Consider the following 16780-nt stretch of genomic DNA (forward strand, 5'->3'; position numbering starts at 1 on the left):
GCTTATTATCATCATGCACATAATCCTGCTGGACGGCGGGCGCAAGACGGATTAGACCGCGCAGAAGAAAAATTGCATGGGTCAAGGCGCGCCAAAGGCGCCCAGGCGGCAAGAATTTTCCGGCAAGGGTTTCGACGATGAATTGGATCAGCATCGCAGCCGTGACGGCTCTCGTCGGGTGCCCGGGCGCGGCGGTGGCAAAGGAGGCGGTCAGCTGCGGCGGTGCCGCCATGCTGGGTGGCGCACAGCTGAACTGCAGCCACGTCGAACCCAAGGCGCCCCAGCAATTCTGCACGTTTAGCTGGGATCTCCACACGACATCGGGCGATCAGAAAGTGGTCGAGGGCACCTTCATGTTGCCGCCCGGCGCCGCCAACGTCACCATCTACCAAGGCAGCGGTTTCGACAGCGCGCTGTCCAATCCGATCGTCATCTGCCGCGGCAACAAATGAGCTTGTCCGCCAACGAAGGCTCGCTCCCCGGCCGATTGGTGCTATAGGGCGGATCACGTTATTTTGACCGGCATCTCCGTTTCCGGATGCGCCTGTCCGCCAATTCCCGGACGAACCGACATGAACGGACCCAACCCCGACATCAAGCACCCGATCGCGATACACACGCGCGTCGGTTTCCTGAAGCCGCTGGTGACGACGCCGAACATCGAGATCGGCGACTACACCTATTATGACGACCCGGACGGGCCGGACAAATTCGCCGAAAAATGCGTACTGCACCACTATCCCTTCATCGGCGACAAGCTCATCATCGGCAGGTTTTGCGCCATAGCCGAAGGCGCGCGCTTCATCATGAACGGCGCCAACCATGCCATGTCTGGCTTTTCGACCTATCCGTTCAACATTTTCGGCCATGGCTGGGAACAGGGTTTTGACCCGGCGACATGGTCGAAGGAGGTACGCGGCGACACGGTGGTCGGCAGCGATGTCTGGATCGGCATGGAGGCGGTGATCCTGCCCGGCGTGGAAATCGGCCACGGCGCCATCATCGCCGCGAAATCGGTGGTGACGCACGATGTGCCGCCCTATGCCATCGTCGCCGGCAATGCGGCCAGGGTGGTGAAGATGCGTTTCGACGACAGAACGATCAGGCGGTTGCTGGCGCTGGCATGGTGGGACTGGCCGGTGGACAAGATCAGTCGCAATCTCGATGCCATCCGGGGCGCCGACATCTCTCTTCTGGAGACAGCAGCTTGAACACTCAAAACAGCACCACGATCGGCACCGACCTGTTCACGCGCGGGTGGATCTTCATTCGCGGCGTGCCGGCGATGAAGTTCCTGCCACCGGAAGGCCCGCCCGAGATCGCCTTTGCCGGTCGCTCCAACGTCGGCAAGTCCTCGCTCATCAACGCCCTGGTCAACCAGAAGGGGCTGGCGCGCACCTCCAACACGCCGGGGCGAACGCAGGAGCTCAACTACTTCGTGCCGGATGGATTTTCGGGCGAGGGCGCCGACCTGCCGCCGATGGCGCTGGTCGATATGCCTGGCTACGGCTATGCCACCGCGCCCAAGGAGAAGGTCGACGAATGGACGAAGCTGGTCTTCGACTACCTCAAGGGCCGCGTCACGCTGAAGCGGGTCTATGTGCTGATCGATGCCCGCCACGGCATCAAGGCCAAGGACGACGAGGTGCTGTCGCTGCTCGACAAGGCGGCGGTGTCCTACCAGATCGTGCTGACCAAGACCGACAAGATCAAGGCTGCCGGCGTGCCGCGGCTGATCGAGGAGACGCTGGCCAAGATCAAGAAGCGTCCGGCGGCGTTTCCGTTCGTGCTCGCGACATCATCGGAAAAGGGCGAAGGCCTTGAGGAATTGCAGGCCGCGATCGTGCTCGCGGCCAATGGCGGCTAGAGCCGGATGATTTCAGGTCGAGTCGACCTGAAATCTGAGTCCGTCTCTAAATCAAAAAGTTAGAGCATGATGTCGTCCGAAAACCGCTTCACACTTTTCGGCATCATGCTCTAGACGTCGTACGCGCATCCGTTGACCGCGCCTTGGCGATCCGTCAACATCGCAGCGCCATGTGAGGCGAACCGGATGCGTATCGTTTTTCGTTGTGATCCCGCGCTTGCCGAGACGCTGCCCCGGCCGGTTCCAGCGCGCGGCGTGCTGCCTGACTGGCTCCGCAAGATGCCTCCGAAAGCCTTTTCGGAGATCCATGGGCGAGAGATTCGGACGGTAAAGCAGTGTCCTCCCTTCGTCGATGCCATGACACACGGCTTCATGATCCTGCTGCCGTGCGATGTGACAGTCGAGAACGGCGCCTTTGAATGGCGGTGGGACATCGCCGAGCCGTCAACGATGGGCCATCCGCGTTCGCCGCTCAGCTTCCATGTCGCCGAACAGCTCGCCGGCGCACCGTTCTCGAATGGGCTGGCGGCCATAAAATTCAACAGTTTCTGGACGATCGAGCTGGAGGACGGCTGGTCCCTGTTCGCCACCCATCCGGTCAACCGCGATGATCTTCCTTTCCGCCTGGTGACTGGTGTTGTCGATGCGGATCATTTCCAGGACGCCGGCATCAACTTCCCGGCAATTTGGACCGACCAGGGTTTCTCCGGCGTGCTGGCCAAGGGCACGCCGGTTGCACAATGCTTTCCCGTGCCGCGCGCCGCGCCCGAACTCGTCTTCGAAAGCTTCGATGCCGTCCGCAAGGCTTCCTACGAAAAAACCGTTGCCGATGTTCTTGCCGAACCCGGCGTCTACCGGAAGCAGTTTCGCGTAAAACGCGCCCGCTAGAGTCCCGATCCGAGTGCAGCCGCTCTGCATGCGACCTGCTCTATTCCTTGTCTTTACCCAATTGCGGATGGAAAACCGCGACGCACTTTCCTGGAATTGCCCTAGCCGCCAAGCAAGCCCTTCAACGCTTCGCGATCGATCCAAAGCTTGCCGTGCGGCGCTGACGTCAAGGCCATCGCGATGATGCCGAAGGTTGTGGCGCGCTGCTTGTAGGCCGTCCGATAGGCATCGATCGCGGCGTCCATATCGGCCGTTTCCTGCAGCGCTATCCCCAGATTGACCGCCGCCTCGGCGTCGTCGGGACGTATCTCCAGCGCTTTGCGATAGGCGGCCGCTGCCCCGACATGATCATGCAGATCCTGCCTGACAAGGGCGAGGTCGAACCATGTCGATGCGGGCGCATTTCCGTTCACCGCCCGCTCCAGCAAAGGTGCCGCATCGGCAGGCATTCCGTCCTCGAACAGCATGCGGCCCAGACGCGCTGCCGCTTCCGCCGACGAGGGATCGGCAAGTGTCACCTGCCGCCACGCCTCGAGCGCCTGGGTCCGGTCGCCCGCCTCATCGAGCGTTCGCGCCTGCTCGATAAGCACGGCAGCGTCGGGCGCCAATTCCGCCGCGCGTGAGAGATGGAACAGCGCCTGGTCAAAATCCCGTGCCGCCCGCGCCAAGCGGCCGGCGAGCAATTGAGCGGCTGCGTTGTCGGCCCTGATCGCCAGACTTGCATGAATATGGGTGCGGGCTCCCGATATCTCTCGCTTGGCGAAAAGAACGGCAGCCAGAAGGTGGTTGAGAGCTGGGTCGTCCGCAGTCTGGCGAAGAGCCTCCTCGCAGAGCAGCCGTGCCTGCTCGTGGCGACCGGCGTTGAAGTCCGCCACGATGCGTCGCATCTGACCCTGGAGCTTCGGATCGCCCATCCCGATCTGCCTTCACGCTCGCGAACGAGAATCATTCCCGCGGAATGATCCGTTCGGCCCGGTTCCCCAGACGTTGACGCTCAGCGCCTTGAGGTCAAGCCGGCTTCCACGAAAAATCGGCCACTGGAGGGCCGTTCGGAGCGTCATGTCAGGGCGAATGTGAGTTTTTTTCTTCCTCGGCAAGCTTTTCGGTGCCGTAGGCCTTCAGGAACATGCTGACACCCGACCTGACGATGCGGTCGATCTCTTCCTGGTTCGGAGCCTTGGTCCGGTAGGCGAAGATGCACTGCCGGAAAAGGCCGGCCAGGCAAAGCTCGGTGAACTGATAGGCGGCAAGATCGACATCGTCGATCTGGAGCAGGCCACGTTCGACGGCTGCATTGAGGAACGTCACGACCTTGTCATGGCCGCGTTTGGGGCCACGCTCGTAAAACCGCGCGCCCATGTCGGGGATTCTGTCGGAAGCGCCGATCACCGTGCGCTGCGCCTGGATGACCTTGGCCGAGGTGATCTTCATGGACAGCACCTTGCCGAACTTCACCAGCGTCTGGCGCAGGTCGTCGGCACGGTCGAGCATGTCGTACATGTTCTTGAAGATGGTGCCGCGCTCTTCCTCGATCAGCGCCTCGAACAACTCTTCCTTGTTGGCGAAGTAGACATAGATGGTGCCCTTCGACACGCCGGCTTCACGTGTGATGTCGTTCATCGACGCAGCCTCGAAGCCTTTGTCGATGAAGACACGGCGGGCGCCATCGATGATCTGGCTCCGCTTGACCGGATCCTGTCCAGCCGCCGGGCGGCCACGGCGCAGGCTCTCCAACAGGTCGCCGCATTTGTCGTTCTCGGCGTCAGGGTTTTCGGCGTCAGGTGTTGTCTCGGCCATGAAAGTCGCACCTCGAAAATAATTCGAACCAACCGGTTCGATTGCCCCTTGATATGGTCCTCTTTTCGCGCTATGTCAACGGCCGGATCGAACCGAACGGTTCAGTATTATTCATTTTAGAGAGATGTCATGTCCTCGAACGCGCCAACCACTGCCGAAGTCCGCCCTTTCCCCAATGCCAAGGTCGCGCCGGCGACGGAAGCACCGGAGATTCCTGTCCAGCCGGTCGTCGCACCGCCGCCGGCGGCTGACGCTCCGGCCAAGAAGAAGCGCTCGGCGCGCTCCTTCCTGCTGCCGATCATTGGCCTTGCGCTGCTCGGCGGCGGCGCCTGGTACGGCTACGACTACTGGACCACGGGCCGTTTCATGATCACGACCGACGACGCCTATGTCCAGGCCGACATGGCGTTCGTTTCGCCCAAGATTTCCGGCTATGTCGATCAGGTCAAGGTGAGCGAGAACCAGGTGGTCAAGGCCGGCGACCCGCTGCTGACGATCGACGATGGCGACTATAAGATCGCAGTCGGGCAGGCCGAGGCGCAGATCGCCACATTGTCGAAGACGCTCGACCGCATCGACGCACAGACCAAGGCCGCGCAGGCATCCCTGCAGCAGGCTCAAGCACAGAAGGTCGCCGATCAGGCGGCCGCCGACAATGCCGCCCGTGCCCAGCAGCGTGCCGCGCAACTCGTCAAGACGCATGTCGGCACCCAGGCACAGCTGGATGACGCCCAGACCGCGCTCGACCAGGCCAATGCCGCTCTCGTCGGCGCCGACGCGCAGATCGCAGCCGCCCAGGCCAATATCGGCGTGCTCGAGGCGCAGCGCGCCGAGTCGGCGAGCACGCTCGCATCCTTGCAGCTCAGCCACGACAAGGCCGCGCGCGACCTGTCCTTCACCGTGCTCAAGGCGCCCTATGACGGTATTGTCGGCAACCGTTCGGTCGAGCAGGGCGATCTTGTCAGCCCTGGCCAGAAGCTCGCCGTCGTCGTGCCGATGGACAAGCTCTATATCGTCGCCAATTTCAAGGAGACGCAGCTTGCCCGGCTGGTTCCCGGCGAAAAGGTCAATATCTCGGTCGACGCCATCGACGGCAAGCCTATCCAGGGAACCGTCTCGTCACTGGCTCCGGCGTCAGGCGCGGTGTTCTCGCTGCTGCCGCCCGAGAACGCCACAGGCAACTTCACCAAGGTGGTGCAGCGCATCCCGGTCCGCATCGACGTCCCGGCCGATGCCCTGAAGACCGGCAAGTTGCGCGCCGGGCTCAGCGTTGTCGTCGCCGTCGACAGCCGCACGGCGCCGAGCACGACCAGCAACTAAGCGCTTTCGGAGGGCGGCCCGGCGGCTGATCAGGCGCCGCGCCGCCCGGCCTGCCTCAAGGAGGCTCAGGAAATGGCAACCGCAACCATCACCGCAGGATCGCTGCCGGCAAGGCCGGCCGTTCCCGACACGATCTCGACCCGGCGCGTCATCGCCTTCCTGGCGATGGTGTTCGGCATGTTCATGGCGATCCTGGACATCCAGATCGTCTCGGCCTCGCTGGCCGAGATCCAGGCGGGCCTCAGCGCCAGCTCCGACGAGATCCCGTGGGTGCAGACCGCCTACCTGATCGCCGAGGTGGTGATGATTCCGCTCTCCGGCTTCCTCAGCCGCATGCTGTCGACGCGCGTGCTGTTCACCGTCGCGGCGGCGGGCTTCACCGCGGCCAGCGCACTTGCCGCGACAGCCACCAACATCGACCAGATGATCGTCTATCGCGCCGTGCAGGGCTTCATCGGCGGCGGCATGATCCCGAGCGTCTTTGCCGCGGCCTTCACCATCTTCCCACCCTCGCGCCGCGCCATCGTGTCGCCGATGATTGGCCTGGTGGCGACGCTGGCGCCGACCATCGGCCCGACCGTCGGCGGCTATATCAGTCACGCCTTTTCGTGGCACTGGCTGTTCCTGGTCAATGTCGTGCCCGGCATCCTGGTGGCGACCGCGGCCTGGTCGCTGATCGATTTCGACAAGCCCAACCTCAAACTGTTCAACAAGTTCGACTGGTGGGGCCTGGCCGGCATGGCGGCCTTTCTCGGCTGCATGGAATATGTGCTGGAAGAGGGTCCGAACAATGACTGGCTGCAGGACCAGGCCGTGTTTATCTGCGCCATCGTCATGACCATCGGCGCGGCGATCTTCTTCTGGCGTGTCTTCACCGCCGAGGAGCCGATCGTCGACCTCAAGGCGTTCAGCAACATCAACTTCGCCTTCGGCTCGCTGTTTTCCTTCGTCATCGGCATCGGTCTCTACGGGCTCACCTATCTCTATCCGGTGTTTCTCGGCCGCATCCGCGGTTACGATTCGATGATGATCGGTGAAGCGCTGTTCGTCAGCGGCCTGGCCATGTTCGTCACCGCGCCGATCTCCGGTTTCCTGTCGAGCAAGATGGACCTGCGGCTGATGATGATGATCGGCTTCTTCGGCTTCGCCACCGGCACATGGTGGATGACGCATCTGACCGCCGACTGGGATTTTTATGAGCTGCTCATCCCGCAGATCCTGCGCGGCTGCTCGATGATGCTGTGCATGGTGCCGATCAACAACATCGCGCTCGGCACCTTGCCGCCCGACCGGTTGAAGAACGCGTCCGGCCTGTTCAACCTCACCCGCAATCTGGGCGGCGCGGTCGGCCTTGCCATCATCAACACCGTGTTGATCGACCGCAATGCCTTCCACTACGCAAGGCTCGCCGAGCACGTGCAGTGGGGCAGTGCGGCCGCGCAGACCAAGCTGCAGAACATGACGCTCAACTTCGAGCAGAGCACTGGCCTCAACGCCACCAGTGCCGCGATCTCAAAGCTGTCTGGCATGGTCCATCAGCAGGCGGCGCTGCTGTCCTTCATGGATGTGTTCTACCTGCTGACGGTGCTGTTCGCGACGCTTGGCCTGTTCACCATGCTGATCAAGAAGCCGGCCGCGCCCGGTGGCGGTGGTGGCGGCGGGCACTGAATCAGTATGTGGGCAGCGGTTTCGGGAAGCTCCTCCAGTCCACGCCCGAAAACCCTGACCGCGCAAAAACTCCGGGCCGCAAGCCCGGAGTTTTTTCTTTCTTCAGGGGGTATTGTCAGGCCGTGGCGGGCTTGAAGGTCAGCGCCACGCCATTGATGCAGTGGCGCAGACCGGTCGGCGCCGGGCCATCGTCGAAGACATGGCCCAGATGGCCGCCGCAGCGGCGGCAGTGCACCTCGGTGCGGGTCATGCCCAGCGATCGGTCCTCGGTCTTGCCGATGCCATTGGCAATCTCCTGCCAGAAGCTCGGCCACCCGGTGCCGGAATCAAATTTCGTCTCGGAGGGATAGACCGGCAGGTCGCAGCCGGCGCAGGCGAATATGCCCTTGCGGTGCTCGTTGAGCAGCGGGCTGGTGCCGGGATACTCCGTGCCCTGTTTGCGCAGCACGTCGAAGGCGGCCGGCGACAGGATGGCCTTCCACTCGTCGTCGGTCTTGGTGACCTCGAACTTTTCTGCGGCCCGTGCGGGCTGCGGGCTGCCCATGCGCAGCATTGTCGCCGCGGCTCCTACGATGCCGATGGCGGCGGCGCCGCTCAAAAGAAAGTCGCGACGGTTCATCACCAATTCCTCCTGTTGTCCTTTTGCCAGACCGCGCCGCCACGTGGAAATCAAAAGCGGGTGACGGTCCACTCCCGAACGAACTCCGCGCCGTTCGAAATGAACGGCGCGGAGCGCGTGCCGGTTGCCGATCCCGGGAGCGGGACCAGGCAATCGACGAGAGCTCTTGCTGCGACTTCGTCGGCAGCAAGTCCTTTGTTACATCTTCGGCAGCAAAACCTTGTCGATGACGTGGATGACGCCGTTGGACTGTTCGACATCGGCGATCGTCACATCGGCTGATGGTCTTGCTGGCACATGGCCGCGCCGCCAACCATCGGGTTTTGGGTATAGGCAGCGGTGGCAAGCGCGGAGACAACGATCGTACCGGCGAGCAAAAGGCTGGCGAATCTACGCGAATATCCCGTGCGCCTAAAGTTCCGGCGTCTCGGCGCCGGCTTCAATTGCCAAGTAAATCGCCACTGGCTAGCTTGGCGGGAGCGGGGAAACGCTGATGTCGATCGAACGGATCCTTTGGGAGGAAGACGCAACCAGCCTCGCTGGTCTGGTGCGCAAGGGCGACCTGTCCCCGATCGAACTGACCGAAGCGGCCATCGCTCGCGCCGAGGCCACCCGGCCCGAGATCAACGCGACGGCCGAGCCGCTCTACGATGCGGCGCGGGCACGAGCGAAAACCACGGACCGCTCGTTGCCGCTGGCCGGCGTACCCTTTGCCATCAAGGACCTCGGCATTGCTATCGAGGGCGTGCCGTCACATGGCGGCAGCCGCATTCCGGCCTGGGTGCCCGACTTCAATTCGACGATGACAGAGCGCTACCTCGCCGCCGGGCTGATCCCGATCGTCACCTCGACATCGCCGGAGCACGGGCTTCGGCTGATGACCGAATCAAAAGCCTTCGGCATCACGCGCAATCCCTGGAACATCGGCCACACCACCGGCGGCTCGTCGGGCGGTTCGGCGGCGCTGGTCGCCGCCGGCGTCGTGCCAGCGGCGCATGCTTCCGATGGCGGCGGCTCGATCCGCGTGCCTTCCGCCTGCACCGGGCTTGTCGGCCTCAAGACCTCGCGCGGCCGCATCCCGCTGACGCCGCTGGTGAGCGAAAGCTGGTACGGCATGGTGGTCGACCATGCCGTTACCCGCTCGGTGCGCGATTGCGCGCTGCTGCTCGACCTCACCCACGGTCCAGACTCCTTGTCGCCCTATGCGGCGCTGCCGCCGAAGGGCACATTCGCCGCCGCCGCGGCGCGCGATCCCGGCAAGCTCAGGCTGGCCGTGTATCGCAAGTCGCCGCTTGGCCTGCCGATCTCGGCCGAGACGGTTGCGGCACTCGACACGGCGGTCGCGCTCGCCCGCGAAGGCGGCCACACGGTCGAGGATATCGAACTGCCCTTCATCGGCCGCGATTTCTTCGCCGACTTCTGCAGGACGGTCGCTTCCGCCGTAGCCGGCATGCTGCGGGCGGAAGCGCAGCGCGTCGGCCGCTCCGTCAGCGGCGACATCGAGCGCACCACACGGGTGCTCGGCCGGTTGGGCGAAATGGTCTCGGCCGGCGAGACCTATGCCGGCCTGCAGCGGCTGCACGCCGCCTCGCGGCAACTGATCGCGGAAACCGCGCAATACGACGCCGTGCTGATGCCCATCATAGCCCACCCGCCGCTTGTCTGCGGCGCCATGGACCCGAAGGGCGCCGATGAGCTGATCGAAAACCTTCTCGACAAGCTGCATCTCACGCCGCTGCTCAAAATCGACTCCCTGTTCGGTCAGCTCATGGACAAGAGCCTGTGGTTCACCCACTGGCCGGCAATCCAGAATGTTTCCGGCCAGCCGTCGATCGCTCTGCCGGTCCACGTGACGGAAGCCGGCCTGCCGCTCGGCATCCAGGCGATGGGGCGCCCAGGCGACGAAGAGACGCTTTTGTCTCTAGCAGCGCAGATGGAGAAGATTTCGGGCTGGTTGAAGCGTCGCGCGCCGCTGATGAAGCCATCGTGAAATCGATTTCGTCATTGTGACAGCAATGCCATTTGCGACCGGCATCAATTCCCGCTAAGACGCCGCCGTCTTTCCAGTGCATGCCGCCAAAAGGGCCCAGCGTTTTGGGACAACGACATGCACAACCAGAACCGGGAACCATGCCGATGACGGACGTCGCCGCCACCGCCGAAATGCAGGCCGCCCTCCTGTCGCGGGCGCTGCCCTACATGCAGCGCTACGAGAACAAGACGGTCGTTGTGAAATATGGCGGCCACGCCATGGGCGACAGCGAACTCGGCAAGGCCTTCGCCCGCGACATTGCTCTGTTGAAGCAGTCCGGCGTCAATCCGATCGTCGTCCATGGCGGCGGGCCGCAGATCGGCGCCATGCTGACCAAGATGGGCATCGAATCCAAATTCGAGGGCGGCCTGCGCGTCACCGACCAGAAGACGGTCGAGATCGTCGAAATGGTGCTGGCCGGCTCGATCAACAAGGAAATCGTCGCCCTGATCAACGCCGAGGGCGAGTGGGCGATCGGCCTGTGCGGCAAGGACGGCAACATGGTGTTCGCCGAAAAGGCGCGCAAGACCATGATCGACCCGGACTCCAACATCGAGCGGGTGCTCGATCTCGGTTTCGTCGGCGAGCCGGTCGAAGTCGACCGCACGCTGCTCGACCTTCTGGCGCGCTCCGAGATGATCCCGGTGCTGGCGCCGGTGGCGCCCGGCCGCGACGGTCACACCTACAACATCAATGCCGACACTTTCGCCGGCGCCATCGCCGGCGCCTGCAAGGCCTCTCGCCTGCTGTTCCTGACCGACGTGCCCGGCGTGCTCGACAAGAACAAGAAGCTGATCGACGAGCTCACCGTCGCCGAGGCCAGGGCGCTGATCAAGGACGGCACGGTCTCCGGCGGCATGATCCCCAAGGTCGAGACCTGCATCGAAGCGATCGAGCGCGGTGTCGAGGGCGTCGTCATCCTCAACGGCAAGACCGCGCATTCCGTGCTGCTCGAACTCTTCACCGAGCACGGTGCCGGCACGCTGATCGTGCCCTGAGGTGGTGCGGCGACAGCGCTGGCTCACACGCGCCTAATCCGGCAGGGCCGCGACCACCACGATTTCGACGACAAGGTCGGGATGGGCGAGTGCGGCGACTCCGATCACCTCCGACGGCGGCGGATTGTTGTAGCTGCAATGCTTGGGACAGTGCTCGGCGAAAAATTCATCCATCACGTCCAACCGAAAATTTGGCGAGCTGAGGGCACCTCCGTTGGGGAATGGGCCCGTGACGTATTGGGTGATCTTGATGAGGTGTTCGAGCGAACTGCCGAGCTCTTCCAGATCCGATTTGATGTTCGTCAGAATGGAGCGCCATTGCGCCGTTGCGTCACCAACGGCGCCGCCCTTGCCACTGGCCGGATCGTAATTTTCGGCAGTGCCCGTATTGCCGGCAAGAAAGACATACCCCTTGGCTCCCGTCACGACGGTGCCTTTTCCCCAAGGCATCAGCCGGTCACCCTTCATCTTCTTGTGCGTGACAAGGTTCATCGCTTTCTCCTGCCGGTAGCCAGCGGCCCAATTGCAGAGTTAGCGCGTTGCCCGTCGACTGCCAGTATCGGTTCGGCCTCCGGCGGCAGAACGCGGAAGAGGCACCGCTCAAGCGCTGCGCGACTGCGCAACGACAGGTGCCGCCACTTTTCGCGCTGGTCGCCGAACTGCCATTGATTCTTCCTCGCCATCCTGCGGCGCGCCCCAGAACGCGGCGAGTGTCGGACCATCCTTCGTCCGGCGGTCCGTCACCAGAAACCCCCAGACCTCCCGGAACCACACGCGCCGGCCCATCTTCGTATACCAGCGCATCGAGTGCCGCTGCTCGGGATCCCTATGGAAGAGGATGCGTGCCAGCGCCTTGGGCCGCGACTGCACCGCGAGCTCGATCAGTTTGACGCTGAAGAAAAGCATCCATGGCTTCAGTCGCGTCATCCGCAGCACCTGGTGCTTGTAATCCCACAGCCGCGCATCCAGCTGGATCACCTTGCGATCCCCGGCGATCCTGAAGAACGGCGTCCAGCGGTGCGGCGTCACGTAAAGCGCCTGGATCTGGTCGGGGTCATAGGCGATGAGCTGGCGAAAGCCGCGCCAGAGGTCGCGAAACCCCTCGTCCTCGAAGCCGGCCACCCAGGTCGCCATCGACAGGATGCCGTGTTTCCGCAGCAGCCTTATCGCCTCGCGGTCGGATGAGGTGCTGCCGCCCTTGCGGATCAATTGCAGCGTCTGCTCGTCGGTGTTTTCCATGCCGAGCAGCCAGCGGATGACGCCGGCCTTGCGGTAGAGATGCAGGATGTCGGCGTCGCGCACGATGTCGTCGGCGCGGGTCGAGCCGACGATCAGCACCGGCACGTTTTCGGCGATCAGCGCATCCAGAAACGCGCGCCAGGCCTTCTTCGAAACCGTCGGATTCTCGTCGGCCAGATTGATCAGTTCGACGCCGTGCTCGCGGTGCAGCCAGGCGATCTCCCCGGCGAACTTCACGGGGTCGCGATGCCGCCAGCGGGTCCAGAAGCCGCGCTGGCCGCAATAGTTGCACAGATGCGGGCAGCCGCGCGAAAACTGCATGACCACGGCGCGCTTTCCGCCCCAATAGCTGTACTTGGGGTGTTCGATCAGCTCCCAGCCCACGCGGTAGGCGTCGAGCTCGGTGATCGTCATCGCCGGTTGTGTCGCGACGGGCCGGCGCAGATCATCGCGAAAGGCAATACCGGCCACGCTTGCCGGCGGCTGGTGCATTTCCAGCGCCTCGACCAGCGCCACAGCGGTGGCCTCGCCCTCGCCGCGCACGATGAAGTCGAAGACGTCGGTCGCCGACAGTATGTCGCGCCAATGATAGGTCGGGAAGACGCCGCCATAGATGATGATGGTGGCGGGTTCGCGCTGCTTGATCATCCCGGCGATCAGTAGGGCGGTCGGGTGCGCCGAGGTCGATCCGGAATGGCCGATCAGGACGAAGTCGGGGTGGTCATCCAGCGCGTCGCGCACCGCCATATCGAGCGGCATCGGCCCGAATTCGGCATCGACGAGCCGCACGTCATGACCGGCATCGATCAACGGACCGCCGATCGCCAGCAGGCCGAGCGGCGGCAGATGGTCGTCCGGCACGCGGCTGCCGATGGCGGTGTGCGGTGGGTTGATCAGGACGATTTTCATGACGGACCTCCTCGGTGGTTGGTCCGTTCATGCTGGCCGGCGCGCCGGGCGCCGAATGGGCCGATCCCAGCAGTTTGCGTGCAGCTTTTCCGCAAAAAGCCGGAAGCGGCGTCAGCGCTTCAGATGCCCGAGCGGCACGTGGCCGGGTTCCTTGATGTTCTGCAGCACCAGTTGCGTGTGGACGTCGCGCACGCCGTCGAGCCGCATCAGCCGGTGCATGACGAAGGCGTTAAGGTCGTCGACCGACGGCACCATGACATGCAGCAGGAAGTCATGATCGCCGGTCATCGTCCAGCACGACGACACCTCGTCCATGCGCTGGACCGCGGCAATGAAGCTCTCGGGCGATCCGTCGCTGTGGCTGACGAGGCGCACCTGGATGAACACCTCGACCATCAGGCCGACCGCGCGCCGGCTGATCACCGCGGCGAAGCCCTTGATGATGCCGGCATCCCGCAGCGCTTCGAAGCGCCGCGCGCACGGCGTCGTCGACAGGCCGATCTCCTGGGCCAGCTCGGAGACAGGCTTGCGTCCGTCGCGTTGCAGGACATCGAGCATCTTGATCTCGAAATCGTCGAATTGAGGCATTTTCACTCCTTATAGGCGCTAGTCGAGTGAATATTATCCAGAATACGCCGTTCGATCCATCATCAAAACCGATTTGCCTCAGGAAATGCCATTAATCTCGGGCACGTTCGCCATTCATGCTTTGTGAGGAGAAAACCCATGACGACGATGAGCGTTGCCGAATATGCCCGCGAGTGCGCGGCGCAGGGGTTGCGCGGCGACTATTCGGTCTGCCGTGCCGATTTCACCGTGGCGCAGGGCTATGACTACAGCGCCGAGGAACAGGCGGTGTGGCGCACGCTGTGCGACCGCCAGACCGAACTGACGCGCAAGCTCGCCCACCACTCCTACCTCGACGGCGTCGAGAAGCTCGGCCTGCTCGACCGCATCCCCGATTTCGAGGACGTCAGCGCCAAGCTGCGCAAGCTCACGGCCTGGGAGATCGTCGCCGTGCCGGGGCTCATTCCGGCCGCGCCCTTCTTTGATCATCTCGCCAATCGCCGCTTCCCGGTCACCAACTGGCTGCGCACGAGGCAGGAGCTCGACTACATCGTCGAGCCCGACATGTTCCATGATTTCTTTGGCCACGTGCCGGTGCTGTCGCAGCCGGTATTCGCCGACTTCATGCAGATGTATGGCAAGAAGGCCGGCGATATCATCGCGCTCGGCGGCGACGAGATGATCACCCGGCTCTACTGGTACACGGCCGAATACGGCCTGATCCAGGAGGCTGGCCAGCCGCTGAAGGCCTTTGGCGCCGGCCTGATGTCGTCCTTTACCGAATTGCAGTTCGCTGTCGACAGCAAGGATGCCCATCATGTGCCCTTCGATCTCGAAACGGTGATGCGCACCGGCTACGAGATCGACAAGTTCCAGCGCGCCTATTTCGTGCTGCCGTCCTTCGACGTTTTGCGCGATGCCTTCCAGACCGCGGATTTCGGGAAGATCGTCGCGCGCCGCAAGGGCGAGGCCGCACTCGACCCGGCGACAGTATAGTCCCTGGGCCGGATCTGACCGGCCGAGGTGACATCACGTCGGCACAATTTCCCGGTCGGCCGATCCTTCTCTCGGCCGCCGGTATGCCGCGGACGGCTTCTTGGAGGCTTCGGCGGCGCCGGTGAATGCCACCGTTGGCGCGACGCCCGTCTGTCCTGCCCCCTCTGTCTTACCCCGTCTGTCTTACCCGTCTGCGTAGATGTTGCGATTGAACTTCGTTTCCATCACCACATGGGAAGCGGTTTTAACGACGCCGTTGATTTCATTGACGGCATTGACCTCCCGGTTCAGCTTCTCGAGCGTGTCGGCGGCAAGGTGGATGATCAGGTCCCATTCGCCGGTTATGGCAAAGACCGCCTGGATCGATGGCATCGCCCTGATCCTTCTGGAGACGTCAGGATAGCTCTTGTTGTTCAGGGCGGCGAAGGTGAAACAGTGGACGGAATTCTGGGCCGCCGCCTTGGTCAGCCGCACGGCATAGCCTTCGATGATGCCGCCCGCCTCGAGTTTCTGTATCCGCTCCTGCAGCGCCGTCCTGGATACGCCGAGCTGACGTGCCAACGATGCGACTGGCTCACGTGCGTTCTTTTGCATCAGCGCGAGCAACTGGCGGTCCTTCTCGGTCAATTCCACAATCAAATCCTCTCGTACGGTCGGCGCTGGAACGGTCAAATCGGTCGGCACGATCCTATCGGCTGAACCGCCCCGACGACAATCCTCGCGCCGGCGGTGCCGGGCACGGCATCCGGCACTATGCCGCCTCGAGGCACGCAATGACTGCACGATCGCCATTATCCGGCATTTCGCCGGGTAGAACCCTTCTTTTTGCGACCCGACTGTCAGACGTAACAAACGCCGGTCCATCGGAGGGAACCAGCTTCGGCTGTGGTGGGCACGATCGAAACCTGATCCGCGTTGACCTTGCGGCTGAAAGCACTGAGGTCCGACGTCCGTCACGAATCATGTCAATCACGAGGGAGGGATAACTTTGAAAAAGCTGCTCGAATTCGCCGTTCTTGCCGCCGCGACAGTCGCGATCGCGACGACAGCCATGGCCGGAGAAACCTTGGACCGCGTCACATCCAAGAAGGCGATGGTCGTCGCCACCAACGCGGCTTGGCCGCCGCAGAGCTTCCTCAACGACAGCAACGAGCTCGCTGGTTTCGACATCGATGTCTCGCGCGAGATCGGCAAGCGGCTCGGTGTCGAGGTCTCGTTCGAAACGCCTGACTGGGCGACGCTGACCGGCGGACGCTGGCAGGGACGTTACGACCTCGGGGTCGGATCGGTCACGCCGACCAAGGCCCGTTCCAAGGTGATCGATTTTGTCGGCATCTATTATTACAGCCCCTATGTCTACGTCGTGCACAAGGACAGCAACGCCAAGTCGGTCGCCGATCTCAACGGCAAGGTGATCGGTGTCGAGACGGCCACCACCTCGGAGGACTTTATCCGCCGCAAGCTCGAAATCGATGCTCCCGGCCTGCCTCCTGTCGAATACAAGCTCGAGCCGGGCGAGATCCGCACCTTCGCCGATTCCATGCTGCCCTTCGATGATCTGCGGCTTGGCGACGGCGTGCGCCTGAATGCCGTGATCGCGCCGGAACAGACGGCGCAGAATGCCATCAAGAATGGCTATCCCGTGAAGATCCTGGAAGGCGAGTACGCTTTCCGCGAACCGCTCGTCGTCATCGCCGAGAAGAACGATCCCGAGTGGACGGCAAAGGTCGCGGGCGTCATCGCCGAGCTGAAGGCGGACGGCACGCTCGCCGCGCTGACCACGAAGTGGTATGGCAAGGACTACAGCGCTAAGTGAGATAATTCCGCCGGCTGCCGTCTGGCGGCCGGCGGGCGTCACCCCGCCAAATGCACTGCCACTT

17 protein-coding genes and 1 pseudogene are annotated in these 16780 nt (G+C 63.2%); 10 read left to right on the top strand and 8 right to left on the bottom strand.

The features are described 5' to 3' along the window. Positions 1–137: 137 nt before the first annotated feature. From FJW03_RS25165 to FJW03_RS25180, 4 genes are all read left to right on the top strand, one after another. Complete coding sequence (locus FJW03_RS25165; protein ID WP_140693950.1) at positions 138–452, top strand: hypothetical protein; 315 nt, start codon at positions 138–140, stop codon at positions 450–452. Positions 453–572: 120 nt separating this feature from the next. Continuing rightward, positions 573–1211 carry a CatB-related O-acetyltransferase gene (locus FJW03_RS25170; RefSeq protein WP_140693952.1) on the top strand — a complete coding sequence of 213 codons (639 nt, stop codon included), beginning with the start codon at positions 573–575 and terminating at the stop codon, positions 1209–1211. Continuing rightward, positions 1208–1867 (top strand): ribosome biogenesis GTP-binding protein YihA/YsxC, encoded by a 660-nt coding sequence (gene yihA, locus FJW03_RS25175; protein WP_140693955.1) that lies wholly within the window; start codon positions 1208–1210, stop codon positions 1865–1867. The genes FJW03_RS25170 and yihA overlap by 4 nt, the downstream gene beginning before the upstream one ends. A gap of 186 nt (positions 1868–2053) precedes the next feature. Then, positions 2054–2755 (top strand): hypothetical protein, encoded by a 702-nt coding sequence (locus tag FJW03_RS25180; protein ID WP_140765347.1) that lies wholly within the window; start codon positions 2054–2056, stop codon positions 2753–2755. Between the two features lie 101 nt (positions 2756–2856). Here FJW03_RS25180 and FJW03_RS25185 read toward each other — a convergent pair whose 3' ends face one another. Next, positions 2857–3669, bottom strand: a complete 813-nt coding sequence (locus FJW03_RS25185; RefSeq protein WP_226890465.1) for a tetratricopeptide repeat protein — start codon at positions 3667–3669, stop codon at positions 2857–2859. Between the two features lie 148 nt (positions 3670–3817). Next, positions 3818–4552 carry a TetR/AcrR family transcriptional regulator gene (locus tag FJW03_RS25190; RefSeq protein WP_140765345.1) on the bottom strand — a complete coding sequence of 245 codons (735 nt, stop codon included), beginning with the start codon at positions 4550–4552 and terminating at the stop codon, positions 3818–3820. Positions 4553–4681: 129 nt separating this feature from the next. Between FJW03_RS25190 and FJW03_RS25195 the strand changes: the two genes are divergently transcribed. Together FJW03_RS25195 and FJW03_RS25200 are read left to right on the top strand one after the other, a co-directional pair. Next, complete coding sequence (locus FJW03_RS25195) at positions 4682–5872, top strand: HlyD family secretion protein (protein WP_140765343.1); 1191 nt, start codon at positions 4682–4684, stop codon at positions 5870–5872. A 72-nt stretch (positions 5873–5944) separates the two neighbouring features. Beyond that, positions 5945–7540 carry a DHA2 family efflux MFS transporter permease subunit gene (locus FJW03_RS25200; RefSeq protein ID WP_140765341.1) on the top strand — a complete coding sequence of 532 codons (1596 nt, stop codon included), beginning with the start codon at positions 5945–5947 and terminating at the stop codon, positions 7538–7540. Between the two features lie 115 nt (positions 7541–7655). Here FJW03_RS25200 and msrB read toward each other — a convergent pair whose 3' ends face one another. Both msrB and FJW03_RS25210 read right to left on the bottom strand, forming a co-directional pair. Continuing rightward, positions 7656–8159, bottom strand: a complete 504-nt coding sequence (gene msrB, locus FJW03_RS25205; RefSeq protein WP_140743914.1) for a peptide-methionine (R)-S-oxide reductase MsrB — start codon at positions 8157–8159, stop codon at positions 7656–7658. A 198-nt stretch (positions 8160–8357) separates the two neighbouring features. Then, positions 8358–8438 (bottom strand): annotated as a pseudogene (locus tag FJW03_RS25210) (fasciclin domain-containing protein); the annotation flags it as partial. 214 nt (positions 8439–8652) lie between these two features. Here FJW03_RS25210 and FJW03_RS25215 point away from each other — a divergent pair. Together FJW03_RS25215 and argB are read left to right on the top strand one after the other, a co-directional pair. Then, complete coding sequence (locus tag FJW03_RS25215) at positions 8653–10149, top strand: amidase (RefSeq protein ID WP_140765339.1); 1497 nt, start codon at positions 8653–8655, stop codon at positions 10147–10149. 146 nt (positions 10150–10295) lie between these two features. After that, positions 10296–11189: an acetylglutamate kinase gene (argB, locus tag FJW03_RS25220; RefSeq protein ID WP_140609858.1), complete on the top strand. Its 894-nt coding sequence runs from the start codon at positions 10296–10298 to the stop codon at positions 11187–11189. A gap of 33 nt (positions 11190–11222) precedes the next feature. On the opposite strand, the gene FJW03_RS25225 is transcribed toward argB, so the two are convergent. The 3 genes from FJW03_RS25225 to FJW03_RS25235 all read right to left on the bottom strand — a co-directional run bounded on the left by FJW03_RS25225 (position 11223) and on the right by FJW03_RS25235 (position 13925). Next, positions 11223–11681 (bottom strand): RidA family protein, encoded by a 459-nt coding sequence (locus tag FJW03_RS25225; RefSeq protein ID WP_140765337.1) that lies wholly within the window; start codon positions 11679–11681, stop codon positions 11223–11225. A gap of 108 nt (positions 11682–11789) precedes the next feature. Then, positions 11790–13337, bottom strand: coding sequence for a magnesium-protoporphyrin IX monomethyl ester anaerobic oxidative cyclase (gene bchE / locus FJW03_RS25230; protein ID WP_140765335.1), 1548 nt, complete (start codon positions 13335–13337; stop codon positions 11790–11792). 111 nt (positions 13338–13448) lie between these two features. Further along, on the bottom strand, positions 13449–13925 hold the full coding sequence (locus FJW03_RS25235; protein WP_140609861.1) for an Lrp/AsnC family transcriptional regulator: 477 nt from the start codon (positions 13923–13925) through the stop codon (positions 13449–13451). 138 nt (positions 13926–14063) lie between these two features. Between FJW03_RS25235 and phhA the strand changes: the two genes are divergently transcribed. Then, on the top strand, positions 14064–14900 hold the full coding sequence (phhA, locus tag FJW03_RS25240) for a phenylalanine 4-monooxygenase (protein ID WP_140765333.1): 837 nt from the start codon (positions 14064–14066) through the stop codon (positions 14898–14900). Between the two features lie 183 nt (positions 14901–15083). Here the strand turns inward: phhA and FJW03_RS25245 are convergent, their stop codons facing one another. Further along, a complete protein-coding gene (locus FJW03_RS25245; RefSeq protein ID WP_226890466.1) occupies positions 15084–15764 on the bottom strand; it encodes an Lrp/AsnC family transcriptional regulator in 681 nt (226 codons plus the stop codon). Between the two features lie 187 nt (positions 15765–15951). On the opposite strand from FJW03_RS25245, the gene FJW03_RS25250 reads away from it, so the two are divergent. Next, on the top strand, positions 15952–16716 hold the full coding sequence (locus tag FJW03_RS25250) for a transporter substrate-binding domain-containing protein (RefSeq protein WP_226890717.1): 765 nt from the start codon (positions 15952–15954) through the stop codon (positions 16714–16716). Positions 16717–16780 lie beyond the last annotated feature (64 nt).

Source organism: Mesorhizobium sp. B4-1-4 (assembly GCF_006439395.2).
Lineage (GTDB): Bacteria > Pseudomonadota > Alphaproteobacteria > Rhizobiales > Rhizobiaceae > Mesorhizobium.

Coding starts and splice junctions, on each gene's coding strand:
- FJW03_RS25165 (WP_140693950.1), top strand. CDS start 138: ATGAATTGGATCAGCATCGCAGCCGTGACGGCTCTCGTCGGGTGCCCG.
- FJW03_RS25170 (WP_140693952.1), top strand. CDS start 573: ATGAACGGACCCAACCCCGACATCAAGCACCCGATCGCGATACACACG.
- FJW03_RS25180 (WP_140765347.1), top strand. CDS start 2,054: ATGCGTATCGTTTTTCGTTGTGATCCCGCGCTTGCCGAGACGCTGCCC.
- FJW03_RS25185 (WP_226890465.1), bottom strand. CDS start 3,669: ATGGGCGATCCGAAGCTCCAGGGTCAGATGCGACGCATCGTGGCGGAC.
- FJW03_RS25190 (WP_140765345.1), bottom strand. CDS start 4,552: ATGGCCGAGACAACACCTGACGCCGAAAACCCTGACGCCGAGAACGAC.
- FJW03_RS25195 (WP_140765343.1), top strand. CDS start 4,682: ATGTCCTCGAACGCGCCAACCACTGCCGAAGTCCGCCCTTTCCCCAAT.
- FJW03_RS25200 (WP_140765341.1), top strand. CDS start 5,945: ATGGCAACCGCAACCATCACCGCAGGATCGCTGCCGGCAAGGCCGGCC.
- msrB (WP_140743914.1), bottom strand. CDS start 8,159: ATGAACCGTCGCGACTTTCTTTTGAGCGGCGCCGCCGCCATCGGCATC.
- FJW03_RS25215 (WP_140765339.1), top strand. CDS start 8,653: ATGTCGATCGAACGGATCCTTTGGGAGGAAGACGCAACCAGCCTCGCT.
- argB (WP_140609858.1), top strand. CDS start 10,296: ATGACGGACGTCGCCGCCACCGCCGAAATGCAGGCCGCCCTCCTGTCG.
- FJW03_RS25225 (WP_140765337.1), bottom strand. CDS start 11,681: ATGAACCTTGTCACGCACAAGAAGATGAAGGGTGACCGGCTGATGCCT.
- bchE (WP_140765335.1), bottom strand. CDS start 13,337: ATGAAAATCGTCCTGATCAACCCACCGCACACCGCCATCGGCAGCCGC.
- FJW03_RS25235 (WP_140609861.1), bottom strand. CDS start 13,925: ATGCCTCAATTCGACGATTTCGAGATCAAGATGCTCGATGTCCTGCAA.
- phhA (WP_140765333.1), top strand. CDS start 14,064: ATGACGACGATGAGCGTTGCCGAATATGCCCGCGAGTGCGCGGCGCAG.
- FJW03_RS25245 (WP_226890466.1), bottom strand. CDS start 15,764: ATGGACCGGCGTTTGTTACGTCTGACAGTCGGGTCGCAAAAAGAAGGG.
- FJW03_RS25250 (WP_226890717.1), top strand. CDS start 15,952: ATGGCCGGAGAAACCTTGGACCGCGTCACATCCAAGAAGGCGATGGTC.